Genomic DNA, 26,501 nt, shown 5'->3' with positions numbered 1-26,501 from the left:
ACCGTGAAGCTTTCTGTCATCGGATGCGGCTATCTGGGCGCGGTGCACGCTGCCGCGATGGCCTCGATCGGTCACGACGTCGTCGGAATCGACGTCGACGAGCGCAAGATCGCGTCCCTCTCACAGGGCGACGCCCCGTTCTTCGAGCCCGGCCTGCAGGACATCCTCAAAGAGGGCGTCGCCTCCGGCCGCCTGCGCTTCACCACCGACATGTCCGAGGCCCGAGGCGCGAAGGTCCACTTCGTCGGCGTCGGCACTCCGCAGCAGAAGGACGGGTACGCGGCGGACCTCACGTACGTGAACGGCGCGTTCGAGGGCCTCGCCCCGTATCTGTCGCCCGGCGACGTCGTCGCGGGGAAGTCCACCGTACCGGTGGGCACGGCCGCCGATCTGACGCCCCTCGTGGAGAGCACCGGCGCGACCCTGGTCTGGAACCCCGAGTTCCTCCGTGAGGGGTTCGCAGTGAAGGACACCATCGATCCCGACCGCCTGGTCGTGGGGGTGCCCGCAGGCGAGGCGGGCGACGCCGCCGCCGACGTCCTCCGCGAGGTCTACCACCCGGCGGTGTCGAAGGGCACGCCGTTCCTCGTCACCGACCTCGCCACCGCCGAGCTCGTCAAGGTCGCCGCGAACGCGTTCCTCGCGACCAAGATCTCCTTCATCAACGCGATGGCCGAGATCGCCGAGGTCACCGGAGCAGACGTCACCCAGCTCGCCGAGGCGATCGGGCACGACGTCCGCATCGGACGCCGGTTCCTCGGTGCGGGCATCGGGTTCGGCGGCGGCTGCCTACCCAAGGACATCAGAGCGTTCGCGGCCCGTGCCGAAGAGCTCGGCCGCGGAGAGTCCGTCGGATTCCTCCGCGAGGTGGATGCCATCAACCTGCGCCGCCGCGAGCGGGCGGTGACGCTCGTGCTCGACGCCCTCGACCACAGCGTGGTCGGGAAGCGGATCACGGTACTCGGAGCCGCCTTCAAGCCGCACAGCGACGACATCCGCGATTCGCCCGCGCTCGACGTCGCCGTGCGCCTGCGCGGCCTCGGCGCCGAGGTCACGGTCACCGACCCGCAGGCGATCGAGAACGCGCGGCGACAGCATCCGCAGCTCACCTACGTCGAGGACCGGGACGAGGCGCTGCGCGACGCGGACGCCGTCATCCTCGTCACGGAGTGGGACGAGTACCGCCGCAATCTGTCTCCCGAGCACGCGTCGACCCTGACCGCCGGCCGGATCATCGTCGACGGCCGCAACGGCCTCGACGCCGCGGCGTGGCGCGCGGCCGGGTGGACCTACGTCGGCATGGGACGCCCCTGAGGCGAGGGGCTCAGAGCTCGCCGGGCTTCATGGCCTCGGCGTCGATGGCCCGCATCACCCGCAGCGTCGCCGTGTCGGGCTTCGGCTCCGACGCCGCGGCATCCGCCCCTCGCCGTCGCTGCGGCGCGTACACCACGAGCGAGTGGAACAGGAAGCGCGCGAAGAAAGCCACGATCAGCGACAGCCCTGTGGCGAGGACGCTCGAGATGTGCCACGTCTCGACCATGAGCGCCATCACGGGGATGCGCAGCGCGGCCTCGACGTTGTTGAAGGCGAAGGAGCTGGCGAAGCGCACCCGGAGAGCCCTGGCATCGGTGCGCATGTCGGCGAAGACGAAGCGCTCCTGCAGGAGGAAGTTGCCGATGATGGTGACCTCGGCGCCGATGATCGCCGCCCAGATGTAGGGGACGCCGAATGCCGTCAGCATCCACATGATGCCGAGGTTGGCGGCCGCTCCGATCGCGCCGATCAGGGCGAACAGCGACATCTTGCCGAAGCGGAGTCTCGCGAGGTGCGCGACGAACGTCGCCCCCTGACGCAGGCTCGCCTTCGAGGTGCCGTGCCGCCGCTCGGCGAACTCCATCGGGATCTCGGCGATGCGAAGGTCGGTGCGGGCGAGGATCTCGAGCAGGATCTTGAATCCCTGCGGCTTGAGCGCCGGCAGGTCGAGCCGGCTGCGGTCCACGAGGAAGAACCCGGTCATCGGGTCCGTGCTGCGCGAGAGCCGGATGGGGAACATCGCCCGGGTCAGCCACGTCGCCGCGCGCGACACCCCGAAGCGCACGGCGGTGCCGAGACCGCTGGTGTCGCCGCCGCCGATGTAGCGTGATGCGGCGACCACGTCGGCGTCGGCCTCGGCGTGCCTGGCCAGCAGCGCGGGGAGCAGTTCGGGCGGATGCTGCAGATCGCCGTCCATCACGATGCAGAGGTCGGCGGCCGCGGCATGGAGTCCGACGACCACCGCGCCGCCGAGCCCGCCCGTGTTCTCGGGGCGATGGATGACGCGCACGGGCAGAGGCGCATCGGCGGCGACGCGTGCGACCTCGGCCGCGGTGTCGTCGGAGCTGTCGTCGACGAAGAGGATCTCCGCGTCGTATCCGGCGAGCGCCTCGGCCGTCCGTGCGACGAGCTCCGCGACGTTGTCGCGCTCGTTGAACGTGGGGACGATGACGGTGACCGCTGTCGTCACGAGCATCCCCCTTCGCTGCTGTTCGCATCCGCTGCGGCATCCATAGTTCCACGGGTTCCTATGCGCGGCGAAACCGGTTCCTGCTAGAGTGCAGGGATGCGGCTGTGGGAGTCGCTGTGCGGATGGGGATCCGCACTCTGGGGAATCACTGATCTGGGGAGATCATGGGGACGCGCGTCGGCTATGCCGTTGGTGCCTTCGACCTGTTTCACGTCGGGCATCTGAACCTTCTTCGTCACGCCAAGCAGCACTGCGACGTCCTCGTCGCGGGTGTCGTCAGCGATGAGATGCTGCGGCAGGTGAAGGGCATCGAGCCCGTCATCCCGACCGCGGAGCGGGCGGAGATCGTCCGCCACATCTCGTTCGTCGACGACGTCTACGTCGAGACGACTCCGTCGAAGATGGACTCGTGGCAGGAGGTGCAGTTCACGCACTTCTTCAAGGGCGACGACTGGCGAGGCACCGACAAGGGCCTGCGGCTCGAACGCGAGTTCGCAGAGGTCGGCGTCGAGGTCGTGTACTTCCCGTACACGGCGCACACGTCGAGCTCGTCGCTGCGCCGGGCACTCGACGCGATCACCGCGGGGGCGTCCCTGGGCGTGCCCGCGCTCGCGTCCCGCTGACACGCGCTCGCGTGCGGCCCGCCCGACGGGCCGCACGCCGGGACTCCGCGCCCGCGGTGATCGGCGACGCCGAGCATCCGGCCCTCCCCCAGCCGTGCCACCGTACGCTGGATTCATGACCTCTCCCGCAGCATCCGCGATCACGATGTTCGGCGCCGACTGGTGCCGTGACTGCATCCGCACCAAGAAGCAGCTCGACGGCCTCGGCATCGAGTACACCTATGTCGACCTCGTCGCCGACCCCTCCGCCGCCGACGTCGCGAAGGAGATCTCGGGCCGCACGAGCATCCCGGTCGTCGTGTACCCCGACTCCTCGCACCACGTCGAGCCCTCGAACGCCGACGTCGAGTCGAAGCTGCGCGAACTCGCCCTGATCTGAGGTCCTGCCGCCGGGCGCGGGCGGCTCGATGATGGCCCTCGCCCCGGGGTCGCGCGTGCGGTACCCACCGATACACTGGCGCGATGAGCACCGAGGCTCGGCCTGACCGAGCGTCCGTCCGCCTGTCCGTCGGAACGATCGCACTGTACGCGGCCGGGTCGCTCGGCACCGGCGGATACGCCACCCTGCCCGGCCTCGTTCTCACCTATTTCCTCACCGACAACCTCGGCGTCGCCGCCCTCGCCGCCGGCCTCATCGTGACCGCGGCGAAGATCTGGGACGTCCTCATCGACCCGCTCATCGGCGCGGCATCCGACCGCCAGCTCGCGCGAAGCGGTTCCCGCCGGGGTCTCATGGTGATCGGCGCGCTCACGCTCCCGGTCTTCTTCGCCCTCACATTCGCGGTGCCGCCCTCGTGGGGCCCGGCGGCAGGAGCCGTGTGCGTGCTGCTGGCCTTCGTCGCGACCGCGACGGCGTTCAGCCTCTTCCAGGTGCCCTATGTCGCCCTGCCCGCCGAACTCACCGCCAGCTACGACGAGCGCACGCGTCTGCTCGGCTGGCGGGTGGTGGTGCTGACCGCGGCCATCCTGCTGTTCGGCGCCGGTGGTCCCGAGCTGCGCTCCGCCGGCGCCGACCAGGTCACGGGATACCTGCTCATGGGTGCGGTGGCAGGACTCGCGATCGGGATCGGCATGCTCGTCGCCGCGAGAACAGCGGATGCCGCGGCCCGCCGCCTCGCCGTCGTGCGCGCCACCTCGGCGACGAGCTCCGTCTCACCCGTCGAGGTGCCCGCGGGAATCCGCGCGCAGTACGCGGCCGGTGCGGACGCACTGCGCCGCAGCACGCCGTTCCGTGCACTGCTGGCCACCTTCCTGCTCCAGGCCCTGGCGACCGGGACGATGCTCGCGTCCGCGCAGTATGTCGCCACGTGGGTGCTGCGGTCGGAGGCGGCCGTGACGCTCGTCTTCGTCGCGCTCGTCGGGCCGGCGCTGCTGGCCACGCCCGTGTGGACGCTGGTCGCCCGGCGCATCGGCAAGGAACGGGCGTTCGCCGTCGCGAGCACCGTCTTCCTCGTCGCCGCCGCGTCGCTCACTCTCGCCGTGTGGACGCCGGGCACATGGATGTTCGGGTCGATCGCGGTGGCCGGCGTCGCCTACGCCGGATTGCAGTCGCTGCCGATGGCGATGCTGCCCGACGTGATCTCGCACGACGAGCACCGGCATGGCCGTGGACGAGCCGGAACGTTCACCGGGGTGTGGACGGCCGGTGAGACGGTGGGATTCGCACTGGGTGCCACTGTCGTGTCCCTCACCCTGGCCGCGACGGGCTACGTGTCCACCGTCGCAGGTGCGACGACCGCACAGCCGGCCGCCGCCATCACGGGCATCGTGCTGAGCTTCAGCATCCTCCCCGCCGCGCTCATGGCGGCGAGCCTCGTCGCGCTGCGCGGCTACCACCTGCGTCGAGCCGACGTCGAGATCGCCCCCGCCTAAGCTGAAACCCCACCGAAGGAGACGCCGATGACTTCCGCGAGCACGCCGCCCGTTTCACCTGCGACCGGTGCGGTCACCGGATCCGAGCTCGGCGAGACGGAACGCGTCCGCCTCGACGCCGCGATCGACGAGCTCCAGACGGGAACCCGCACGTGGGCCGCTCTCACCCTCGCCCAGCGGATCACGCTGCTGCGAGCAGTGCGGACGAGCGTCGCCGCGGCGGCCGAGGACTGGGCGACCACCGCCGCCGCATCGAAGGGCCTCGACGACAGGCATCCGCTGCGCGGGGAGGAGTGGCTGAGCGGGCCCTACAGCGCGCTCGGCGCCCTCGACGCGTACATCGAGACGCTGTCGCGGCTGGCGCACGGCAGGAACCCGCTGGACGGCATCCGGGTCGACCGCGCGCCGGGAGGTCGCACCCGCGTGCACGCGTTCCCCCTGACCGGGATCGACCGCCTGCTGCTCTCGGGGTACACGGGCGAGGTGTGGCTCGAACCCGGCGTCACCCCCGGTGCGGCCAGGGCATCGGCAGGACTCGCGCAGCGCACCCCCGCCGCATCGGGCGGCGTCGGGCTCGTGCTCGGCGCAGGCAACGTGACCTCGATCCCCGTGCTCGACGTCCTCTACGAACTGCTCGCGCACAACCGCACCGCCCTGCTCAAGGTGAATCCGACCCAGGACGCCCTCGTGCCCGTCTACAAGCGCGCGTTCGCACCCCTCATCGGCCCCGGCCTCCTGCGCATCGTGCGCGGCGGTCCCGCGGTCGGGGAGCACCTCACTGCTCACCCCGGAATCTCGCACGTCCACATCACCGGCTCGGCCGCGACGTTCGACGCCATCGTCTGGGGCAGAGGAGCCGCAGCGACCCGCAGGCGCCGCGAGAACCGCCCGCAGCTGAAGAAGCCCATCACCGCCGAACTCGGGGGCGTCTCCCCCATCATCGTCGTGCCCGGCGACTGGACCGACGCCGACCTCGCGTATCAGGCCGAGCACGTCGCGACCATGCGTCTGCAGAACTGCGGACACAACTGCATCGCAGGTCAGGTCGTCATCATCTCCGCGGACTGGGCGCAGGCCGATGCGTTCCGCGCCGCACTGCGCCGCGCCTACGCCAACGCTCCGGAACGGCTGACCTGGTACCCGGGCTCCTCCTCGCGCATGGACCTCGCGACGGATGCCTACCCCGACGCCCTCGTGCTCGGCGATCGCCTGCTCGTGGAGATCGGCGACGGTGACGACCCGACCGCCCTGCAGCGCACCGAGTACTTCGCACCGGTACTGGGCGTCGTCACCGTGCCGGGCACCGGCCAGGAGTTCCTCGACGGCGCCGTCGCGTACGCGAACGAGAACCTGCAGGGCACGCTGGGTGCGAATCTGCTGATCGACCCCGCCACCGAGAAGTCCCTCGGCCCTGCCTTCGAGCGAGCGATCGCGGCGCTGCGATACGGATCGATCGCGATCAACGGCTGGACGGCCTTCGGCTTCATCACCCCCACCCTCACCTGGGGTGCGTTCCCCGGCAGCACGATCGCCGACGTCGGCAGCGGCATCGGCGTCGTGCACAACGCCCTGCTCCTCGATCGCGTCGAGCGCTCGGTCATCCGCGGCCCGTTCCGGCCCTTCCCCCGCTCGCTGCCCCTCGTCAACGGCGGCGGCCGCATGTCGATCCTGCCGAAGCCACCCTGGTTCGTGTCGTCGCGCACCGGTGCCGCCGTCAGCGAAGGGCTGACCAGACATCGCGCCACCGGCGGGGTGGGCGGCCTGCTCGCCACGCTGACGAGAGCACTCCGCGCCTGAACGCAGCGATCCGGATGCCTACAGCTCGCCCCCCGCGAGCGTGAGCGGCTGATCGCACACGCCCAGACCGTTCTGATATCCGTTCGCGAACCAGAACTTCCGCTGCTCGCTCGTGCCGTGCGTGAAGCTCTCCGGGTTCACGAAGCCGGACTGCTCCTGGATGTGATCGTCGCCGACGGTGTAGGCGGCGTTCACCGCATCCTGCAGCTGCGCCTCCGTCGGCGCCTCGAGGTAGGGCACGCCGTTCTTGTCCTTCTCCTGCGTCATCTGGCCGATCCAGGCCCCGGCGTAGCAGTCGGCCTGCAGCTCCACCCGCACGCCGTTGCTGTCGGGACCGGTGCCGTTGTTCGGATACCGGTCCATGACGCCGGTGATGTACTGGATGTGGTGGCCCCACTCGTGACCGACGATGTAGAGCTGGGCGAGGTTGCCCGCGGAGGCTCCGAACTGCTGCTGCATGAGGGTGAAGAACGACGGGTCGATGTAGACGGTCTCGTCGGGCGGGCAGTAGAAGGGTCCGACCGCGTTCGACGCGGTGCCGCAGCCGGTCGGCGTGGAGCCGTCGACGATGATGAGCCCGGGCGCCCGGTACGGCTCGACCTGGTCCTCCCAGTAGCCGTCGAGCGCGAGCTGAGAGCTGGCGACGCGGCAGTCGACGTTCTGGTTGGCGTCCTCACCGGTCTCGCAGTTCTCGATGACGCTGCCGCCCGCGGGCTCGGAACCGCCTCCGGTCGCACCGCCGCCGCCGATCAGCCCCGAGAGGTCGATGCCGAGGAGCGGGCCCGCGATCAGCGCGATGATCCCGAGCAGGCCGACGCCGCCCGCGCCGGCGACGACGGCGCCGCGTCCCCGTCTGCGTGCGGTGTTTCCGGAGACGTCGGCGTCGGGATTGAAAGTCATGCCACGAGGGTACTCTGCCCGCGAGGCCGCATCGGACGTAGGCTCGGAGCATGACCACCACGATCACCATCACGGGCGCGGGCGGCCAGATCGGCTACGCGCTGCTGTTCCGCATCGCCGCCGGCGACCTGCTCGGACCGGACGAGAAGGTGCGCCTGCGACTGCTCGAGATCCCGCAGGGACTCGGCGCCGCAGAAGGTGCGGCCCTCGAGCTGCAGGACGGGGCGTTCGGGCTCCTGGAGCACGTCGAGGTGACGGATGACCCGGCCGTCGGTTTCGACCGGACCGATCTCGCCCTGCTCGTGGGCGCACGCCCTCGGGGTCCGGGAATGGAGCGCGCGGACCTGCTCGCCGCGAACGCAGGCATCTTCGGCCCTCAGGGTGCCGCGATCGCCGCCCACGCGTCGCCCGACGTGCGTGTGACCGTCGTCGGCAATCCCGCGAACACGAACGCACTCATCGCCGCCGCCTCCGCCGACGGGGTTCCCGCCGAGCGGTTCACGGCGCTGACGCGTCTGGATGAGAACCGCGCGCGGGCTCAGCTCGCCCAGACCCTCGGAGTACCGGTCGACACGGTGCGACGCGTGCCGATCTGGGGCAACCACTCGGCGACGCAGTTCCCCGACGTGTCCTTCGCCACGGTGGGCGGCAAGCCGGTCGTCGACGCCCTCGAGGCGATCGTCGGCGACGTCCCGACCTGGCTCGACGAGACCTTCATCCCGCGGGTCGCGAAGCGCGGGGCGGAGATCATCGAGGTGCGCGGATCATCGTCGGTCGCGTCCGCGGCGAGTGCGACGATCGATCATGTGCGCGACTGGGTGCGCGGCTCCGAGGACTGGACGTCGGCGGGCGTCGTGTCGCATGGCGAGTACGGCGTTCCGGCCGGACTGATCTCGTCGTTCCCCGTGCGGTCGATCGACGGCGAATGGCGGATCGTGGAGGGGCTCGAGGTGAGCGAGTGGTCGCGCGCTCGGATCGACGCCTCCGTCGCGGAACTGATCGGCGAACGCGACGCCGTGCAGGCTCTCGGGCTGCTCTGAGCCGCGCATCCGCGCCCTGAACGGTCACCGCTCAGCCCTCGATCAGGGCAGAATGGAAGCCGGAGGTGCGCGATGAGCGAGACGACTGATTCCATGAAGGCGACGGCATCCGTCGACGAGGCGCTGACCAGCCCGCTGCACCTGCCGCACGCGGCCGCTGAGTGCCCCAAGTGCTTCACCGAGCTGCAGCAGAACCGCGACTTCTGGCTGGCCCGACCCGACGGCTCTCGCCTGGTCGGTCTCGTCGTCTCCCGCGAGGGAATGCCCTCTGTCGTCGAGCAGCGCGAGGACCTCACGCGATTCGGAGTTCCGATCGAAGGGTTCCGCCACCCGGCGCCCGACATCCTCGAGAGCTGGAGCGACCGCCTCTCGCGCCTCATCGCCACGCTCAAGCCCGGCGACGTGCTCGTCGTCGCGAACATGAAGGCGCTCGGCCGCGATGCCGAGGAAGGCACCCGCACCGCTGCCGAGCTTCGTCGTCACGGGATCATCGTCAAGGTGCTGAGCCACGACGCGCGTCACCTCGCCGACGCCGTGCGCTGAGCCTCACCCTTCGAACCTTTCGATCGCAGACGGGCGCAGCCGGACCGCGGGCCGGCGTGAGACGCCGCCGACCGGCGTGAGCCGGCGCTCCTGCCCTACTGGTACTTCGGCGGCACCCACAGCAGCTGCGCGGCGACCAGCCCGCGATCGCGGCTGACGATCTGCGCACGGCCGGGGATGGACGGGATCGCCTTGACCTTGCCGATGAGCTGCCCCTCCTCGGGGTTGCCCGAGAGCAGGATGCCGGTCGCACCGAGGTCCGTCATCCGCTGGATGATCGGGTCGTAGGCCGCGCGCGAGGCACCGCCCGTGCGGCGTGTGAGGATCACGTGGAGCCCGAGGTCGGCCGCCTGCGCGAGCAGCGGCGCGAGGACGGCGATCGGATTGCCCTGCGACGTCGACACGAGGTCGTAGTCGTCGATGAGGACGAAGCCCTCGGCTCCGGTCCACCAGGAGCGCGAGCGCAGTTGCTCCGGAGTCACGTCCGCGCCCGGGATGCGGCTCTGGAAGAACTGCGCCAGCTCGCGCATGCCTCCATCCGTCATCTCATGCGAGGTGAGGTAGGCGCCGAGGTACTCCTGCGGGATCTCGCCCAGCAGCGCACGGCGGTAGTCGACCACGAAGATCTTCGCCTCGGAAGGCCCGTACAGGCGCGTGATCTCATGGACCACGCCACGGAGCATCGAGGACTTGCCGGAATCCGCGTCGCCGTACAGGTAGAGCAGCGGCTCCTCGTACGGATCGATGGAGAACGGTGCGAGCTCGGCCTCGTCGATGCCGAGCAGGATCTCCCGCGGCTCGGATCCGTCCGGCGACGCCGCAGCCGCGACAGCCCGAAGGTCCTCGTGACCGATGCGGTTCGGCAGCAGACGCAGCTTCGGCCCGGCGGGTCCGTGCCAGGCCGACGCCACCCGCTGCACGAGATCGTCGATGCCGTCGGCGAGCGACGAGGCGTCATCCACGCCGTCGATGCGGGGCAGCGCGGTCAGCATCTGCAGTCCGTTGACGTTGAGGCCTCGTCCGGGGATCGCGGTGACGTTCTCGGCGGCCTTGCGGTTGACCTCCGAGTCCGTCGGGTCACCGAGACGCAGCTCGATGCGCGTGCCGATGAGGTCCTTGATGTTCGCGCGGATCTCCATCCACCGCGCAGCCGTGATGACGACGTGTACGCCGTAGGTCAGGCCGCGCGCCGCGATCGCCTGGATCTGCGGCTCGAGCATCTCGAACTCCGAGCGCAGCGTGCCCCAGCCGTCGACCAGGAGGAAGATGTCGCCGTACCCGTCGTCGGCGAGCCCCTGTGCGCGGCGTTGCCGGTAGGTGTCGATCGAGTCGATGCCGTTCTGACGGAAGTACACCTCGCGCGCGTTGAGGAGGCTCGTCACCTCCGCCACCGTGCGGCGGACGACGTCCGGCTCGGACCTCGTCGCGACGCCGCTGACGTGGGTGAACCGCTGCAGGCCGCTGAAGCTGCCGCCACCGAAGTCGATGACGAAGAACTGCACCTCCTGCGGCGTGTTCGTCAGCGCGAGCGCGACCATCGTCGTGCGGGCGAGGGTGCTCTTGCCGCTGAGGGGAGCACCGACGATCGCCATGTGCCCGGCGGCGCCACCGAGAGAGACGGCGAGGTTCTCGCGGCGCTGCTCGAGCGGCACATCCACGATGCCCAGAGGGACCGTGAGCGCTCCGGCTCCGCGCCAGCGCGGCGAGATGAGACCCAGTGCAGGGTCTTCGACGAGGTCTCCGAAGAGCTGGTCGAGGGTCGCGGGTGTCTCGAGCGGCGGCAGCCAGACCTGGTGCGCCGCGGGACCGCGACCGCTCATGAGCTCCACGGCGATCTCGAACGTGTTGCGCTTCTCTTCGGGCTCGGCGTCGACGACCACCTCGGGCTCGTCCACCGGGGTCTCGGCCCGCCAGACCGGCGCGGCGGTGAACAGCTCGACCGCGGTCGAGCCGGAGCTCTGCGCCGAACCGGATGCCGCGCGGCGGCGACGGCGCGGGGGCGGTCCCGACACGTACGAGGCGCGGAACTGCGTCATCGTCTCGGTGTCGGACTTCAGGATGCCGGCTCCGGGCTGCGTCGGCAGGTGGTACGCGTCGGGTACTCCGAGGACCGTGCGGGACTCGGCCGCCGAGAACGTGCGCAGACCGATCCGGTAAGAGAGGTGTGTGTCCAGGCCGCGGAGCTTGCCCTCCTCGAGGCGCTGCGACGACAGCAGCAGATGCACCTGGAGCGATCGGCCCAGTCGTCCGATGTTCACGAACGTGTCGACGAACTCGGGCTTCGCCGAGAGGAGCTCGGAGAACTCGTCGGCGACGATCAGGAGCGCCGGCAGCGGCGCGAGATCGGTACGTCCGCCCCGACGCGCCTTCTCGTAGTCGGCGACGTTCGCGAACGGACCCGTCGCGCGCAGCAGCTCCTGGCGGCGGACCATCTCGCCCTGCAGCGCGTCCTGCATGCGGTCGACGAGCGAGATCTCCTCGCCGAGGTTCGTGATGATCGCCGACACGTGCGGCATGTCGGCCATACCGGCGAAGGTGGCGCCACCCTTGAAGTCGACGAGCACGAAGTTGAGCTGCTCGGGCGAGTGGGTCATGGCGAGGGCGAGCACGAGGGTGCGCAGCACCTCGGACTTGCCCGATCCCGTCGCACCGATGATGAGACCGTGCGGCCCCATTCCCTGCTGCGCGGATTCCTTGATGTCGAGGATGAGGGGACTGCCGTCTTCCGTCTGGCCGATCGGCACGCGCAGGCGGTCGCGCTCGAGACGCGGAGACCACGCGGCATCGAGGTCGAGGTCGCGCACGTCGGGGAGCCCGAGGAGCTCGACGAGCTCCGCCTGGCCGGTGGCGCTCTTCTTCTTCGTCACCGTGGTGCCGCCGGCGTAGAGCGAGATCAGACGACGAGCGGTCGCCTCCGCCTCGACGATGCTGATCGCATCGGCGTCGAACGGACGGCTGGGCACCTGCAGACTGACGAGCTCCGCGCGCGTTCCCTTTCCGCCGGGCTCGAACGCGATGCGCAGCGCGTTCGGATCGTCGAGATCGCCCCAGCGCGCGGGGAGATCGATCACGGTCACACCCTGCACGCCGTCTCCGGTCACGAGCATGTCGTTGAACGAGGTGCTGGCGCCGTCGGTGAGGATCACGATGTGCGGCACCTTGGCCGCCGCCCCGTCGCGGGCGAAGCGCGAACGCTCGCGCACCTCGGCCGGCAGCATGTCCTCCAGTTCCGACAGCTGGGATCCGATCATGCGGGCGGCGCCGAGTCCGTCTCTGACGGTGCGCGAATGCGTGTGCGGCATCCACTTCGCCCATTCCCACTGCGGGAGGACTCCGGCGTCCGCGGCGATGACGATCTGCACCAGGTCGGGGTCGTGCATGGTCGCGACGTGCAGCAGCATCGCCCGCGCCAGTGCCCTCGACTCGTTCTCGTCGCCCGTGATCTCGATGCGCGCGTAGTCGCGGAGCGTCACACCGAGCGGGAGGTTCTTCTGGATCTCGTGCGTGAGCATGAACCGGTGCGCGGCCGAGGCCGCGACCGGATCCAGCTGCGCGAGCGGCGGGAGCTCCGGGGCCTCCAGCGAGATGCACAGCGGCTGATCGCTCGTGCCGATGCGCACCGACAGGAAGTCCGGATCGTTGGCGGATCTCTCCCAGACGCGGGTGCGCTCCTCGGCGATGTACGGGAGGGCGGACGGCGCCGGCAGATGCCAGTTGCCCGCTCGGCGCTGCTGACGTGCGGCGACGCGCACGCTCTGGCGGAGCTCGGTGAGATAGGCGAGGTACTCGCGGCGGGAGCCGAGGGTGGCCGCCTGGCGCTGCGAGCGCTGACGCCATCCGTTGACGGCGACGAAGCCCAGGGACGAGAGCAGGAACATCCCGCCCGTCAGCAGTCCGGTCACGGACTGGTTCGACATCGTCACCATGACGATCGCGCCGACGCTGCCGAGCATCGGGAGCAGAGAGCCGAGCACCCCCATGCCGCCGTCGCTGGGCTGCAGCTCGGGCGGCGCCTGGACGGGGAGCTTGCCTGAGGGAACACGAGGCGGCGCGAGACGGGGTCCTGTCATGCTCTCTCTCCGGCGCTGCTGTCCGAGGCCAGCAGGAGGCTGATGGTGAAGCTGCGGTTGCCGATGCGCACGCGATCGGCGTCGTCGAGGAGCACACGCTCCCCGGCGACGAGTTCGGTCGTCTGGCCGTCATCGGACCGGATGTCGGAGCCGTTCGTCGACCCGAAGTCGGTGACCCACGTGCGTCCGCGGGAGTGCTCGATGCGCAGGTGCGTCTTCGACACGGAGGAATCGGGGTCGGTCACGATGACCAGCCGGTCGTCGTGGGCGCTGGCGACCGGTGCTCGTCCGAGGTTGGCCGCGAGCGGGAGGCCGAGCTGCACGCGCTGGCCCGTGTCGAAGATGAGCAGCAGTGCTCCCGACTCGGATGCCGGAGCGGATTCGGCGGCCGGCTGCGGTGCGGCAGCCGGAGCGACGGTGAACAGGGGCGCGTCCTGGCCGAGCGGCGGCGCCACCGGCGACTCCAGCCGGTGCGAGGCGGCACGCGCGTCGGTCGGCTCGGAGTCCTCGTCGACCGCGGACGGATGCGCTCCCAGGGCGACCACCTGCGGAGGGGCGAGTGCTTCGATGTCGGGGGCGGGCACCGGTGCCGGCTCTGCTGCGGCAGCGGCGCGCGTCGGCACGGCGACGACGACGGTTCCGGCGATGCGATCGGCCCAGCTCTGCCGGCGTCCGCTGCGATCCCAGGCGCTCGACGCGACGACGATCCAGCTGCCCACCGCGACGAGGAATCCCGCGCCCGTGACGATGCCGCGGACGAACTGGCGACCGACGCCGGGCGAGAACGGACGGTCTCCGCGCGCGGTGCGCAGACGCAGCACGGCGTTGCCGAGGGTGAGTCCCGTGCGGGCCTCGAGCACCCACAGGAAGATCGCGAACTCGGCGACGGCGAGTCCGGCGAGCAGCGGGCTGCGCGTGGTGATGAGCACGATCGCTGCGGCGAGCACGACCACGGCCACGTCGAGGGTGAAGGCGGCGATGCGAGCCCCGGCCCCGGCGGGCGATGCGAGGAACGCCGGGCCGAGTCCGTCTGCGGGGCGGCGCGAGTGCGCGCGCGTCGACACGAGCGGCGTGGGAGGCGCGGTCGCCGCGGCATTCAGGGGGGCGCCGTCGACACCGGGGGGAGCCGAGATGAGTGCCGGCGGCAGTGCCGGGATCTCCGTCGGAGAGGGCGCGGCGGGTGCCATCGGGGGGATCAGTCCACCGCCCGGCCAGGACTGTGGTTCGCCGTTCCCGCTCATCCCGCCATCATTCCACGAACGAGGGACAGCGAATCCGCGTAGAGCAGCGCCGCAGGAAGTGCGAGGGCGACGGCGAGCCACTCGAACGCGTCACCGAAGCGCGACCAGATCAGGGAGCTCGCGCCGCGTGCGATCGGGATGACGACGGCCACGGCGACGAGGCCCAGGGCGAACAGCGCGACGGCGCCGAGAACCTGGAAGCCGGTTCCGAGCGCCACGGCCGCCTGGAGCCCCGCGACGACGAACACGACGGCGGCCGCGCCCCGCGGCAGCCAGCGGAGGATGCGCGACGTCGTGTGCCGAGGGGTGAGGAGCAGAGCGAGACCCGTGCACACCATCAGGGCGATGCCGCCGGACAGGACGATCGGGCCGTCGGGCCACGGACGGATGAAGGCCACCGGGGTCATCGCCGCGGCGACCACACTCAGGACCGCGGTGCCGGCGATGAGCCGAGCCGACGAGTCGTCGACGACCGCCGTGATCCGGTCGGGACGCAGCACGCCGACGGCCTCGGGGATCGCGCCGCGCACCGTCCAGCGGCTCGTCATGAAGTGCTTGTAGTCGATGAAGTACCCCTCGGGGAGGTTCACGAGGCTGCTCGGCAGCGCCCGGAGTCCGAGTGGCACCAGCCCGAGCGAGATCGCGGCTGCCTCGGCAGGACCCCAGCGCAGCAGGAGCGCGAGCCCCCACACGGCCGCGAGGCCGACGAGGAGAACGGTCGCCGTTCCCGCGGCCGCACGCATCGGACGCGCGCGCGCTGCGACCGCGATGATCGCCGTGGTCACGCTCGCCGCGAGGAAGCCGGATGCCGTGGCGAGATGTCCGCTCGCCTCCAGCTGTGCGGGGATCAGCAGCGCACCGGCCGCGAAGGAGAGCAGGACGGGCGCGAGGACACCGAGGATCCCGCGGACACCGGCCGCAGAATCGCGTCGAGCCCACGCCACGGCGCCGCTGATGGACCCGGCGACGAGCAGCAGGGCGACGAGGAGTCGGAGCAGCGGCTCGCCGGCACCCTGTGCGAAGACGGCGACCAGGAGCAGGCCGCTGACCGCGAGCATCCACCATCTCGCTCCGTGGTCCACACGGCTCGCCGCCGCGAGCGCGCGGGGACGATCCCCCGCGGCGGGGAGGGCGGTGCGGTCGATCAGCGAGTAGAGCCCGCCGTCGACGAGATCCTCGCACTCGGTGTCGCCGGGGATCTCGAAACCACCAGGACCGATCGTGATGAACCGGCCCGCCGTGGACAGCCCGCTCAAGATCAGGGCGTCGTCGAGCGTCTCGTCCAGCGGCAGCGAGATGTCGATCCGACGGTCTTCGCTCTGCAGGACGATGCGACGCCGTTCTACGATCTCGACTGACACACCTGAACCCTATCCACCCTGCGCGACGACCGACGCGCAGCCCCTCTTCCGCCCACGCGGATCAGCCTGCGTGGTCGTCGCGGGAACCTGCCTGTGCGCTCTTCGCGCGGGGGCCGCGCTCTTCGTCGTCTTCGAGCTTCGGGGCGATGGGGCCGCCGAGACCGGAGCGCTTCGGCTTCTCGTCCTCGTCAGCGCCGCCGGCGCCGCCCATCATGCCCATGCCCGGGCGCATCCCGGAGCCTGCGGCACCCGAAGACCCTGTGCCGCCCGCTCCGGCACCGCCGACACCGCCGACACCACCGACCCCGCCGGCACCACCGACGCCACCGGCACCCGTGCCGCCCATTCCTCCGCCGATTCCGCCCACGCCGCGCGTACCGGCTCCGCCGCCGGCGGCCGAGCCGCCCAGCAGTCCGCCGCCCGCTCGGATTCCGGCACCCGAGGCGCCGCCGATTCCGCCGCCGCGAAGGGCACCCATGCTCCCGATGCCGGAGATCTTCGATCCTGCCGCGATCGCCGCAGCTCCGGCACCGCCGCCGACGACACCGCCGAGGCCCCCTCCGAGACCGCCGCCGATTCCGCCGCCGGGGGTGATCGGGTATCCGCCGCCTGTGCCGCCGGAGCCACCGGGCAGAACGCCGCCGATCGGCGAGTCCACGGTCGGATCGTCGTTGCCGTCGGTACCGTCCGGGTCAGTGCCGGGGCCGACGGGGTCGGGCTCCCAGTCCACGGGGAACGTCGGATAGGTCGGCGTCGGGGGATAGGTGGGCGGGGTCGGGTTCGTCGGGGTCGGGGGCAGATACTCCCCGACGGCGCCGGTCGGCGGCTGAGAGCCGCCGATGGGGTCGTATCCGGACGGACCGCCGCCGACCCGTGGCGTGTTCAGCCGCGGGCTGTCGATCGGGGCTCCCCCGCTCGGGGTGTCGCCCTTCGTGGAGGTGTCGGACTGGAAGTAGTCGTACTTGTTCAGCCGCGAGGCCGCTGCTTCCAACCGGTCGGTGGGGTCGACGAGGGACTTCTCGACATCCTCGACGATCTGCCGGGCGCGGTCCTCCCGCTGATTGCCGAGGAAATTGCCGATCGCGTCGAGAGCGCTGTCTGCCGCAAGCGGACCGAGCACCGGGTGGATGACGACCGATGCGCCTTTGGCCGCATTCGCCCAGAACGGATCGATCGAGGCGGAGGGCAGTTCGGCAGCGGCGATCTCGCGCCGCGCCGAGTTCCCGTCGGCGATGGCGGTGTCCACGGCCTTCACCGTCTCGAGGATGCCGGATACCTTCTGCCTGATCTCGTCGATGTCGGCCGTCGCGGCTTCTGCCGAGGCACCCTTCCAGTGCTCCGACAGACGCACCGCGGAGAGAGCCCGTTCGAGAGAGGTGAAGGCGTTGATCACCGCGGACATCCGCGGGATCGCCGCGTCCTCGAGAGATCGGATGCGGTTCAGCTCCGCCTCGAATCCTCCTGCGCCCATCTGCTTACCCGCCATGATTCCCCCCTTGTTCGGTGGCCTGTCGTCGTGAGGACCGCGTCAGCACGATCGCGAGAACGATGCCGCCGATGACGAGCAGCACGAGGACGATCCCTCCGCCGATCAGCCAGGGAGCAAGCGGCGCCCCCTGCGACGGCTCGTCCGCGCCGGGCTGTGCCGTCGGAGCAGCGGTCTGGTCTGTGAGTCCGAGCGCGGCCTTCGCCTCGTCGACCTCGCGGAGCGAGGGCTGGGCGTACGGATCCTCGGTGTCGAAGAGCGGATTGACGTCCGGGTACTCGGTCGGGTCGACCGCGAGCATTCCGGTGAGCGAGGCGGCGCCGTATCCGGTGCTGTCGTTCCACTCGGGCTCGTGCTCGCCCTTCGTCCCGGTGTTGTGGAGGAGGCTCTGGATCAGCTGCGCTCCGGTCGCCTCGGGATACTTCTGCTTGACGACCGCGAGGAACCCGGAGACGATCGGCGTCGCGAAGGACGTGCCCGACCCGATCTCCTGCGCATCCCACGACCCGGGCGTCCCGGGCAGCAGCAGGCCGACGCCCGGCGCCGCCACGACGACGTCGTCGGTGAGGTTCGGCTGACCGTTCGTCCCGTTCTGGATCCTGCCGTCCTCGCCGAACGCCTGCACCGCCACGACGCCGTTCAGCGCGGCCGGCCACAGGGTGATGCCGTCTTCGTTGGACATGGCGGCGACCACGACGACGCCGGCGGCATAGGCCTCCGCGAGCCCCTGGCTGACGGTGGTGCTGCTGCCGGACGAGATCGAGATGATGTCGGCGCCGTCGGCCACAGCATCCGAGATCGCGCGGTCGAGCGCGAACCGTCCGTCGTCGCCCTGCGGCTCGCCGTTCTCCCGTAGGCACTCGGCATCGCTGCCGTCTTCTCCCTCGACGCCGTCGACCACACCGGCGCTGTAGTAGAGCACCTCGGCCCCGGGAGCCACTCCCTTGATGGGCGCACCTCCTGCGGGCGCCTCGCCGGTTCCGGCGATCATGGAGGCGACTCTCGTGCCGTGCGACGAGGCGACGTAGTCGGCCGAGACGACCGGGTACGGCTGACCCGACGCGTCGAAGCAGTACGACCCGTCATCGAGAGTGATGTTCGCTCCTCGGAGTCCCACGACGTCGGGATTGATCTGGCTGTCGATCACCGCGACCTTGATGCCCGTCCCGTCGAACCCGGCGTCGTGGGCCTCCTGGATCCTTCCGCGATCGAACCACCACAGCCCCGATTCGGCGGATGCTGCCGCCGCCGCGCTCGAGGGCGCGACGATGGCGGCGATCAATGCGAGAGCACCGACCGCCGCTGCCAGAGGGCGGCGCCGGCGGCGCATCAGTAGTCGGCCACTTCCGGCTCGGGCGAGGCCGTCGGTGCAGGCGCGGAAGCGGCGACGCCGCCTGAGGCTCCGCCCTTCGCGCCGGCGCCCGACCCGGACACCGGCGAGCCCGCGTCGTCATCCTGCGCGACAGCCGAGTCCAGCAGCGACACGATCAGCTTCGCCTCGTCGGCCAGCGATGCGTCCTGCTCGGCGATCTGCGACACGGCCGCGCGGATCGCGTCGTGAGTGGTCTGGAGCTTGGCGATGGTCTTGTCGGTGGCGTCGCTCATCGACCCGGCGACACGCGCGACAGCGCTCCGGAACTCGACCGTGGCCTTCGACGACCCACCTTCGGAGACCGCCACCTCGGACGGGCTCGGGAACTCCTGCAGTTCGCGAAGCAGACGCTTCAGCTCCGCGAACACTCCATCGAAGTCGACCGCAATGCTCATCGACGCACCCTCCTCGTTGACAACAGCCAGTCCTGCTCGTCTGCACTGCCTTCCGACCAGGGGCCGGACGGCACAGCAGACGGCGCGGACCCTCGCATCTCTGCGACGGGCCCGCGCCGGAGGATCAGGCTCCGAACCGCCCGGCAGCCGACTTGTCGGTCTGCACGTACTGGCCCGAGATCTCCTCGGTCTTGCCCGCGATCTGGGTGAGAAGCTGCTGCATCTCGCTCAGCGAACGGTTCCACTTGGCCTGGGCCTGGTCGTAGGCCTGCTGCGCGGCACCATCCCACGAGGCACGGAGCTTGCCGACCTCGGACTCGAGACGGTCGAGCTCGGAACGGATACCCTGCGACCCGCTGCGGATCTGCGCTGCCAGAGCGTTGACCTGCTCCGGGCGAACTGACATCGACTGCATCATGTTCTCCTTGAATCCTGTGTGATCTGAGCGCTCAGGCGCCGGACATCATCGAGCCGAGGCCCGAAATGGTCTGCTGGTGCGCCTCTTCGGTCGCAGCCTGGTCGCGCTCGGTGCCGGCGAGGGCATCCTCGAGGGTCACCAGGACCTCGTTGAGCTGACGCGCCTGCTCGTCCCAACGGGACATGAGCGTCGTGAACGATGCGGCGGCCGCACCCGTCCAGAATCCGCGAAGCTGCTCGATCTCGCTGCGGACCTTCTTGGTCTGCTGGTCGATCCCGGACTTGGTCTCCCGCACTGCCTGGGCTCCGCGGCGCAGAGCCCCTTCTTCTGCGGAGATGACATCAGCCATAACTCACTCCCTCCGGTCCGTTAGGACACACGTGCGGGGAGCGCATCCCGGTCTTGGGACGACTTCGAAACAACCCCCCACGATTTGTTTCAGGAGTCAGGTTAGAACAGATCCCCGCTGATCGCCAGAATTCCTGACGATCCGGGCCGGAGATTGTGCATTCGTTGGAGAAACAGGTCCCGCGCACGACTACGCGTTGTCGCACCGCTCAACTAGGGTGAGAGGCGGAATGCGCAGCCACATGTCCTTCTTCGCGGCTGCACACCATGGAGGGGGCATCGTTCCATGACTCAGACCAGCACTGCGGCAGGCACCGTGCTGCGCCTTTCCGTCGTCAGCGACGACCGGCGACTCGACGTCGGCGTGCCCTCGCAGGTGCCCCTCGTCGAGATCATCCCCGGGTTCGCCCGGAGCCTCGGTGTGCTGGACCCGACGCTGACGCACGGCGGCTACGCGCTGCAGCGAGCGGACGGCAGCCCCCTCGACCCCGCGCGAGGAGCGGCCGCGCAGGGCATCCTCGACGGCGAGCTGCTGACGCTGGTCCGGGGTGGCCTCATGAGCGAGCCGCGCGTCTACGACGACGTCGTGGAGGCCGTCATCGACGCGACGGCCGAGCAGCACGGCTCCTGGACGCCCGCCGACAGCTCGCGCACGGCCCTCTTCATCAGCCTCACGTTCCTCGCGCTCTGCGCCCTCCTGCTCGTGGCCACTCCCCCGACATCCCTCCTCCCCGCGATCATCGCCGGAGCGGGAGCCGTGGTGCTGAGCGTCGCCGCGGCCGTCCTGATGCGGCTGCGCCAGCCCGAAGCCGGCCACGCGCTCGGTCTCTCGGCGGCCGCATACGGCGGCCTCGCCGGTTACCTCGCCGTACCGGCTCAGAGCATGTGGGGCTGGCCGCTGGCCGCGCTCGGACTCGGGCTGGTCGTCGTCGGCGGCATGAGCCTCGCCGTGACCCAGGAGAAGCCCGAGATCCACCTCGTCCCTATCGCGCTCGGTGCATCCATCGGCATCACCGCGACGAGCGCGGCAGCGTTCGGCGACGCGCTCGCTCCCTACGCGATCATGCTCGCGACGACGGCGCTGCTCGCGAACGGCATCCCCTGGCTGGCGCTGAGCTCGACCCGCATCCGCGTCATCTCGCCGCAGAGCGACGCCGACATGTTCGCCGCGCCCGAGCCGATCGACGCCGACGAGGTGAAGCGTCGCGCCGCCGCGGGCACCCGCACTCTCATCGCGCTGCGCGCGGCGCTCGGCCTCGCGGCGCTCATCGCGACTCCGCTGGTCGCAGCGAGCGGTGTGTCCGGTGCCCTGCTGTGCGTGCTCGCCTTCGTGGGGATGATGTTCCAGTCGCGCCAGATCCACGCCCGCCTCGGCGTGCTCGTGCTCATGGCCATCGGAGCCGTCGGACTCGCCGTCACCGGCGTGACCGTCGCACTCGCACTTCCCGACGTACGCACCTGGATGCTCCTCGTACTCGTCGTCGCGACCGTGATGCTCGTCGGCCTGACGCTGCTGACGCCGAAGGCGCGGCTGAGGCTCACCCGTCTCGGCGACACCGTCGAGGTCATCGCTCTCGCGCTGCTGCTTCCGCTGGGCGTCATCACGGCAGGACTCGTCTGACCGATGGCGACCAAGAAAGACCTGATCGAGGCGCAGGGCTTCAGCCGTCGACGGCTCCTCTCCGCCTTCACGGGCGGCGCTCCGGGCGGCAAGGAACTCGATCCCGCGAAGCCGCTCCGCGCGGTCGTGGCCGGAGTGGCCCTGACCGTCGGCGTCATCCTGGTCGGAGTGTTCTGGGGCATCATGCAGCCGGGGCTCCCCGGCGACTGGCAGAACAACCGGCTGATCGTCGCCACCGACACCGGGTCGCGCTACGTCTCGGTCGACGGCACCCTGTACCCGGTCATCAACACGGCCAGCGCACGACTGCTCATCCCGGCCGGCGAGTTCAAGGTCGTGCGCACCGATCAGTCGGCTCTCGACGGGATCCCCGTCGGCCCCGCCATCGGCATCCTCGGCGCGCCGGACGACCTGCCCAAGCCGGATGCTCTGCTCAACTCCTCCTGGACGGCGTGCATCGACGACCGCGAAGGCACCTCGGTGTCGCTGGCCTCGGATCCCGTGGCGAGCATCTCCACCGGCACCGGAGCGGTCGTCCAGCGGGGTGAGGACCTGTTCGTCGTCGCGGACGGGCTGCGCCACCAGGTCTCTCCCGAAGATGCGAACGCGGTGCTGCGCGCCGTCGGGCTCGGCACCAGCGACATCCTCGAGGTCGACGGGCGCTGGCTCAACCTCTTCGAGTCGGGCGACGAGCTCGAGCCCATCCGGCTGAACGCGGTCGGCGCCACGCTCGAGGGCACGGCTCTCACCGCCGGCAGCATCGTGCACGTGCAGGGCGATCCCCCGGAACTCCGGTACGTCGCGCTCGCCACGGGCGAGCTCGCGCAGCTCAGCCCCCTCGCGTACCAGCTCTACCTGCTCGGCAGCGGTGCAGAGGCGGATGCGGAACAAGAGGTGTCGCCGGCCGAGGTCGCCGACATCCCGACCGAGCCGCACGCGGGCGGCGCGGACTGGCCCACCGAACCGCTGACCCCGCTCGCTGCGGGTGAGACTCCCTGCGCCGTCGTCACGGACGACGCCCGCACCGTTCTCGGCGCGACCTCGCAGGAACTGCCCGAGGAGCGCACACGCGTGAACGTCGCGGTCGGCGGAGGGGCCCTCGTGCAGGTGCGCGGCGCCTCGGAGGACATGGTCGGCATGGCCGTGCTCATCGACGAGTCGGGTACCGCGTTCGCGATCCCCGACGCCGTGGTCGACGCGGGTGCGGAGGATGCGGGGAGCGACCCCGTCACCCAGCTCGGCTACACGCAGGACGACATCGGACATGTGTCGGACGCGTGGATCGAGTTCTTCGCCGCGGGCCCCGCGCTGAGCGCCGAGGCCGCGAGGGAGTCCCCGGGCGCCGGGGACGAGTGATGCGCCAGCGCTCCGGAAGGCCTCGTTCCGCCGTCCTGTCCGCCGCCGCGCTGTTGAGCGCATGCGCGCTGGCTGCAGGCTCGGCGTCACCGGCATCCGCTCTGGCTGCGACCTCGACACCCGGGGCGCCGCTGTCTTCTCTCGTGTCGACGGCGACCCAGGGTCAGGCGTGCGAGCCGGGCACCGTCGTCTTCAGTCCCGAGGCGCCCGCCGCGCTCGCGCAGCTCGGCGCCGAGGAGGCGAATCGACTGGCAACGGGCAAGGGCATCGTGGTCGCCATCGTCGACTCGGGGGTGGACGCGTCGAATCCGCACCTCGCCGGCGTGGTGATCGGCGGCGTCGACCTCGTCGGTGACGGCGAGCGCAGTGACGGCCTGAGCGACACGACGGGTCACGGCACGGCCATCGCGGGCCAGATCGCCGCGCAGCCGGTCGCCGGTTCCGGTGTGGTCGGCCTCGCACCCGACGCGCGTCTGCTGTCGGTGCGCGTCTTCCGCAGCAACTCCCCGCAGGACGAGGACAAGGGCTTCGGCCCCGATTCGCGACGCCTCGCCGACGGCATCCACTGGGCGGCGGACAACGGCGCGGACATCATCAACGTCTCGCTGTCGCAGAGCTCGGACTCCTCCGAGCTCCGGGCCGCGGTCGAGCACGCCGCGGCGGTGGGCGCCCTCGTCGTGGCGAGCGGCGGCAACCGACTCTCCGACGCGGACGCCGAGGATGCTCCTCGGTACCCCGCCGCATACGAGCAGGCGCTCGGAGTGAGCGCGGCCGACGCGTCAGGGCGCGCGACGGATTCGTCGATCCACGGACCGCAGGTCGGCGTGACGGCCCCGGGCAGCAACGTCCTCACGGCGGCGACCGGTGGCGGTGACTGCGTCTTCGCCGGCGATGCTCCCGCATCGAGCTTCGCGACCGGGTACGTCAGCGCGGCTGCCGCGCTCGTCGCCGAGGCGCATCCGGAGGATCCTCCGGCGGGATGGGCCTATCGGCTCACCGCCACCGCGCTGCGTGCCGACGCCGACGAGCGCGACGACGTCGACGGCTGGGGCTTCATCCAGCCGTCGGCCGCGATCGAGCTCCTGCCGGACGAGACCACCCGAGGGCCGGTGAGCCCGTACTTCGACACGATGGAGAGCGCGGCGCGGCCGCCTGCGGCCGCGGTGACACCCGACCACGGCGCCTCGCCGTTCCTGCTGACGCGCGAGGCAGCCCTCTTCGCGGCGATCGGCGGTGCCAGCCTGCTCGGCGTGCTCGGGATCCTCATCGTGCTGCGCCGCCGCAAGGACGCGCCGGCGACGGACGAGGCGGACGCCGGCCGAGTGGGGGGCCTGCTCGACACGCCCGAACCGAGCCCCGACGACGGACGCTCGCCCATCAGCAGCCGCCGCTGAGCCCGCGCGCGGACGGCGTCAGCCCAGGACGACGAAGCCCAACCCCACCAGCCCCGCGACGGACACCGCGCACGCGCCGGCGAAGGCGAGCAGTGTGTAGACGCTCCATCGCCGCGCCTGCTTGGTGACCGACGTCCGGTCGACGTCCACGACGCGGGTGGGCGCGGCGGCCCCGATGACCACGGGCGGTGCCGTCGGCGCGAGGGGTGCCGGACGGGGGCGGTAGATGGCCGGGGTCGGCGCGAGAGGCGCGCGGAACAGGGAGTCCTCGGGGGGTTCCGCGGGCTCCTCCTCGTCCTCCGTGCGCTCCTCCGCTGCGGCATCGTCGCCACGCGGGCGGGGTACGGAGCGCGCCAGGACGACCGTCGCGTCGTCGACCACGTCTTCCTCGGGGCTTTCGGCGACGGCATCCACTGGCTCACCGTCTGCGGGCGCCGATCGCACGGGGCGGGAGCGGGCCACCACGACCGTCGCGTCGTCGAGAGCGTCGGCCTCGGCATCGGGGGCATCAAGACGCACGTCGGCGGGCGCGTCCGCGCGCACGTCGGCGGGTGCCGGCGCCTCGGCGGGTGCGACTCCTGCCTCAGCGGGCGCGTCGCCGACGGCATCCGCCTTCACGGTGCTTCGCCGGCGTTCGCGCCGCGTCAGCATGACCGTCTCTTCGACGTTCGTGTCGTCCTCGGACATGTCAACCCCTCGCTCGCACCGGGATCGTCGTCCCCTCGAGCGCGGAGTCGGTGAAAGCGGATGCCGCGACGCGTCCTCCCGTGTCGTCATCCGGTCGCGCACGGGCTCCTCCCGCGACCACGTCGATGACCACCACCGACACGTTGTCGCGGCCTCCGGCCTGCAGCGCGCGGCGGACCAGCGCGGAAGCGGCCGTCTCGGGTCGCCCGCACATCGTGAGCGTCGCCCGGATGCCCTCGTCGCTGACCTCGCCGCTGAGGCCGTCGGAGCACAGGAGCAGCCGCTCGCCGTCGACCACCGGCAGTAGCCAGCTGTCGGCGGTGCTGTCGGTGGCACCGATCGCCCGGGTGATGACGTTGCGCTGCGAGAACGACTCGAGGTCCGCGGGGCGGAGCTCCCCGGCATCGACCATCTCCTGACCGAGCGAGTGGTCGATCGTGAGCTGGGTGAGCTCATTGCCGTGATGCCGGTAGACACGCGAGTCGCCGACGTTGAACACGAGCCAGTGCGGCGCGCCCTCGTGCTCCACGAGCGCGACTCCGGTGACCGTGCTGCCGGCGCCTCTCTTGTGCTGCGCGGCGATGCCCTCGACCACGGCGGCGGCGCGGCCGAGTGCGTCACGGACGTCGTCGACGACGACCGATCGCCCGCGGAGCGGTTCGAAGGCGGCCACGACGGCGGCGCTCGCCCGGTCACCGGCTTCGTGTCCGCCCATGCCGTCGGCGACGAGGAAGACGGGCGATGCCGCGAGGACGGAATCCTCGTTCGCGGTGCGCGTGAGACCGGTGTCGGTCAGAGAGGCGACGTTGAGGACCACCGAGGAGAGCGTCACGAATCGCGCTCCGCCGTGACGTGCATGCCGACCTCGCCGAGGATGAATCGGCCGTTGCCGACCACGCTCTCGCCCGGGTCGAGCAGCGTCTCCGTGCCGTCGTCGCCGACGACCACGACGCCGTTCGTGGCATGCAGGTCGGTCAGCCGCCACTCGTCCTCGTGCACGACGAGACGGGCATGGGTCTTCGACAGGGTCCGGGTGGTGTCGGAGATCGCGAGACGCTGCTCCCCTGCCTCGCCGGTCGGGTTGCGTCCGATCACCACGCTGGCTCCGGAGAGCGCGAACGTGCGCCCGTCGTCGAGCACGAGCGAGCGCCGCACGCCGCGTCGACGCGCGACGACGACCGTCGCCTCGAGATCGTCGTCGGTCGGACGCGGCGACACGACCGTCTTGTCGACGTCGGCGGCGAGCCCGGCGAGCGGCATGCCGGCGGATGCTACGGCCGGAACCTGAGTCGAGTCGGCCGAGGGCGGCGCGGAAACGGCAGGCTCCGACGCGGCGGAGGCGGCGGGCGGGTCGGCGGAGACGGAGGAGTCGGCGGCGGCACCAGACGTCTCTGCGGGCGTGACCGCCTCGACGAACGGTGTCGGCGCGGGCCGGATCATCGGCGCGACAGGCTCGCCCTGCGCGGCGTGGTCG

The 26,501-nt window shown here is 71.0% G+C and carries 23 protein-coding genes; 10 read left to right on the top strand and 13 right to left on the bottom strand.

Annotated elements, in window-relative coordinates; translation table 11 throughout:
* The first annotated feature begins 3 nt into the window (after window positions 1-3).
* Entirely contained in the window at window positions 4-1,314 is a 1,311-nt protein-coding gene (locus BN2660_RS07915) for a UDP-glucose dehydrogenase family protein (RefSeq protein WP_091229799.1), read from the top strand.
* Between the two features lie 10 nt (window positions 1,315-1,324).
* On the opposite strand, the gene BN2660_RS07910 is transcribed toward BN2660_RS07915, so the two are convergent.
* Complete coding sequence (locus BN2660_RS07910; RefSeq protein ID WP_255305080.1) at window positions 1,325-2,503, bottom strand: glycosyltransferase; 1,179 nt, start codon at window positions 2,501-2,503, stop codon at window positions 1,325-1,327.
* 164 nt (window positions 2,504-2,667) lie between these two features.
* Between BN2660_RS07910 and BN2660_RS07905 the strand changes: the two genes are divergently transcribed.
* The 4 genes from BN2660_RS07905 to BN2660_RS07890 all read left to right on the top strand — a co-directional run bounded on the left by BN2660_RS07905 (window position 2,668) and on the right by BN2660_RS07890 (window position 6,795).
* Window positions 2,668-3,126 carry an FAD synthase family protein gene (locus BN2660_RS07905; protein WP_091229792.1) on the top strand — a complete coding sequence of 153 codons (459 nt, stop codon included), beginning with the start codon at window positions 2,668-2,670 and terminating at the stop codon, window positions 3,124-3,126.
* 115 nt (window positions 3,127-3,241) lie between these two features.
* Window positions 3,242-3,505, top strand: coding sequence for a glutaredoxin family protein (locus tag BN2660_RS07900; protein ID WP_091229789.1), 264 nt, complete (start codon window positions 3,242-3,244; stop codon window positions 3,503-3,505).
* 83 nt (window positions 3,506-3,588) lie between these two features.
* Window positions 3,589-4,998: an MFS transporter gene (locus BN2660_RS07895; RefSeq protein ID WP_091229785.1), complete on the top strand. Its 1,410-nt coding sequence runs from the start codon at window positions 3,589-3,591 to the stop codon at window positions 4,996-4,998.
* A gap of 27 nt (window positions 4,999-5,025) precedes the next feature.
* A complete protein-coding gene (locus BN2660_RS07890; protein ID WP_091229781.1) occupies window positions 5,026-6,795 on the top strand; it encodes an aldehyde dehydrogenase family protein in 1,770 nt (589 codons plus the stop codon).
* Between the two features lie 18 nt (window positions 6,796-6,813).
* On the opposite strand, the gene BN2660_RS07885 is transcribed toward BN2660_RS07890, so the two are convergent.
* A complete protein-coding gene (locus tag BN2660_RS07885; RefSeq protein WP_091229779.1) occupies window positions 6,814-7,695 on the bottom strand; it encodes a KPN_02809 family neutral zinc metallopeptidase in 882 nt (293 codons plus the stop codon).
* A gap of 50 nt (window positions 7,696-7,745) precedes the next feature.
* Here BN2660_RS07885 and BN2660_RS07880 point away from each other — a divergent pair, with 50 nt between their 5' ends.
* Together BN2660_RS07880 and BN2660_RS07875 are read left to right on the top strand one after the other, a co-directional pair.
* Window positions 7,746-8,735, top strand: a complete 990-nt coding sequence (locus tag BN2660_RS07880; RefSeq protein WP_091229775.1) for a malate dehydrogenase — start codon at window positions 7,746-7,748, stop codon at window positions 8,733-8,735.
* Window positions 8,736-8,807: 72 nt separating this feature from the next.
* A complete protein-coding gene (locus tag BN2660_RS07875) occupies window positions 8,808-9,278 on the top strand; it encodes a recombinase family protein (RefSeq protein WP_091229772.1) in 471 nt (156 codons plus the stop codon).
* A 95-nt stretch (window positions 9,279-9,373) separates the two neighbouring features.
* On the opposite strand, the gene eccCa is transcribed toward BN2660_RS07875, so the two are convergent.
* The 8 genes from eccCa to BN2660_RS07835 all read right to left on the bottom strand — a co-directional run bounded on the left by eccCa (window position 9,374) and on the right by BN2660_RS07835 (window position 19,970).
* Window positions 9,374-13,348: a type VII secretion protein EccCa gene (eccCa, locus tag BN2660_RS07870; RefSeq protein ID WP_091229768.1), complete on the bottom strand. Its 3,975-nt coding sequence runs from the start codon at window positions 13,346-13,348 to the stop codon at window positions 9,374-9,376.
* Window positions 13,345-14,589, bottom strand: coding sequence for an RDD family protein (locus tag BN2660_RS07865; protein WP_091229764.1), 1,245 nt, complete (start codon window positions 14,587-14,589; stop codon window positions 13,345-13,347). Before BN2660_RS07865 ends, eccCa begins: the two co-directional genes overlap by 4 nt.
* Window positions 14,586-15,950 (bottom strand): hypothetical protein, encoded by a 1,365-nt coding sequence (locus BN2660_RS07860; RefSeq protein WP_091229761.1) that lies wholly within the window; start codon window positions 15,948-15,950, stop codon window positions 14,586-14,588. Before BN2660_RS07860 ends, BN2660_RS07865 begins: the two co-directional genes overlap by 4 nt.
* Before the next feature lie 61 nt (window positions 15,951-16,011).
* On the bottom strand, window positions 16,012-17,436 hold the full coding sequence (locus tag BN2660_RS16850; RefSeq protein WP_141651260.1) for a hypothetical protein: 1,425 nt from the start codon (window positions 17,434-17,436) through the stop codon (window positions 16,012-16,014).
* Complete coding sequence (locus BN2660_RS07850; RefSeq protein ID WP_091229752.1) at window positions 17,426-18,766, bottom strand: S8 family serine peptidase; 1,341 nt, start codon at window positions 18,764-18,766, stop codon at window positions 17,426-17,428. The genes BN2660_RS16850 and BN2660_RS07850 overlap by 11 nt, the downstream gene beginning before the upstream one ends.
* Window positions 18,766-19,203 (bottom strand): hypothetical protein, encoded by a 438-nt coding sequence (locus BN2660_RS07845; RefSeq protein WP_091229749.1) that lies wholly within the window; start codon window positions 19,201-19,203, stop codon window positions 18,766-18,768. The genes BN2660_RS07850 and BN2660_RS07845 overlap by 1 nt, the downstream gene beginning before the upstream one ends.
* 124 nt (window positions 19,204-19,327) lie before the next feature.
* Window positions 19,328-19,609, bottom strand: a complete 282-nt coding sequence (locus BN2660_RS07840; protein ID WP_017831421.1) for a WXG100 family type VII secretion target — start codon at window positions 19,607-19,609, stop codon at window positions 19,328-19,330.
* 43 nt (window positions 19,610-19,652) lie between these two features.
* Complete coding sequence (locus BN2660_RS07835) at window positions 19,653-19,970, bottom strand: WXG100 family type VII secretion target (protein WP_067115405.1); 318 nt, start codon at window positions 19,968-19,970, stop codon at window positions 19,653-19,655.
* A gap of 285 nt (window positions 19,971-20,255) precedes the next feature.
* On the opposite strand from BN2660_RS07835, the gene eccD reads away from it, so the two are divergent.
* From eccD to BN2660_RS07820, 3 genes are read left to right on the top strand one after another with little or no spacing between them, the layout of a single operon-like run.
* Window positions 20,256-21,590 carry a type VII secretion integral membrane protein EccD gene (eccD, locus tag BN2660_RS07830; RefSeq protein WP_091229746.1) on the top strand — a complete coding sequence of 445 codons (1,335 nt, stop codon included), beginning with the start codon at window positions 20,256-20,258 and terminating at the stop codon, window positions 21,588-21,590.
* Window positions 21,591-21,593: 3 nt separating this feature from the next.
* Window positions 21,594-22,946, top strand: a complete 1,353-nt coding sequence (gene eccB, locus BN2660_RS07825) for a type VII secretion protein EccB (RefSeq protein WP_091229743.1) — start codon at window positions 21,594-21,596, stop codon at window positions 22,944-22,946.
* Window positions 22,946-24,340 (top strand): S8 family serine peptidase, encoded by a 1,395-nt coding sequence (locus BN2660_RS07820; protein ID WP_091229740.1) that lies wholly within the window; start codon window positions 22,946-22,948, stop codon window positions 24,338-24,340. Before eccB ends, BN2660_RS07820 begins: the two co-directional genes overlap by 1 nt.
* A gap of 18 nt (window positions 24,341-24,358) precedes the next feature.
* Here BN2660_RS07820 and BN2660_RS07815 read toward each other — a convergent pair whose 3' ends face one another.
* From BN2660_RS07815 to BN2660_RS07805, 3 genes are all read right to left on the bottom strand, one after another.
* Window positions 24,359-25,027: a hypothetical protein gene (locus tag BN2660_RS07815; protein ID WP_091229738.1), complete on the bottom strand. Its 669-nt coding sequence runs from the start codon at window positions 25,025-25,027 to the stop codon at window positions 24,359-24,361.
* A gap of 1 nt (window position 25,028) precedes the next feature.
* Window positions 25,029-25,859: a PP2C family protein-serine/threonine phosphatase gene (locus tag BN2660_RS07810; RefSeq protein WP_091229735.1), complete on the bottom strand. Its 831-nt coding sequence runs from the start codon at window positions 25,857-25,859 to the stop codon at window positions 25,029-25,031.
* A partial coding sequence (locus BN2660_RS07805) for an FHA domain-containing protein (RefSeq protein ID WP_141651259.1) occupies window positions 25,856-26,501 on the bottom strand: 646 nt, incomplete at its 5' end. The genes BN2660_RS07810 and BN2660_RS07805, both read right to left, overlap by 4 nt.

This window comes from Microbacterium sp. 3J1 (genome assembly GCF_001049495.1).
Classification (GTDB): domain Bacteria; phylum Actinomycetota; class Actinomycetes; order Actinomycetales; family Microbacteriaceae; genus Microbacterium.
Note: the sequence above shows the minus strand (reverse complement) of the source record. Positions and strands in the feature narration are given on the sequence as shown.